The sequence below is a fragment of the Pseudomonas sp. K5002 genome, from assembly GCF_013386655.1.
Classification (GTDB): domain Bacteria; phylum Pseudomonadota; class Gammaproteobacteria; order Pseudomonadales; family Pseudomonadaceae; genus Aquipseudomonas.
In genome coordinates, this window is the sequence record NZ_JACARK010001767.1 from 1 (window position 1) to 337 (window position 337).

The 337-nt window shown below is 68.2% G+C and carries 1 protein-coding gene; it reads right to left on the reverse strand.

What is annotated here, in order from left to right; translation table 11 throughout:
• Positions 1–337, reverse strand: a 337-nt coding sequence (locus tag HX846_RS39170) for a TonB-dependent receptor plug domain-containing protein (protein ID WP_178967694.1), incomplete at both ends; no start/stop codon positions are given.

The window sequence follows — 337 nt, forward strand, 5'->3', positions numbered from 1 at the left end:
AACGCACTGCGCCGCCGCCGCGTACCACGTCCACGGCATCCATGTTGCCCATGCTGATGGGCGCGAACGACAACTGCGGCTGGCCATACGGCGCGAACGGCACCGGGATGCCGTCCATCAAGACCGTGGAGCGCGAGGCCAGGCGTGGGTTGAGCCCGCGAATGCCGAAGTTCAGCGCCATGTCGTGGCTGCCGGTGCCGTTGTTTTCCGGGGCGTTGACCCCGGGAATGCGGTTGAGCACGTCGCGGGCCTGGGTGGCGCCCTGGCGTTCGAATTCTTCGCGGCGGATCACGTCCCGGGCGCCAGGGTGCTCGAAGACGTTGGTTTGCGCCGCGTC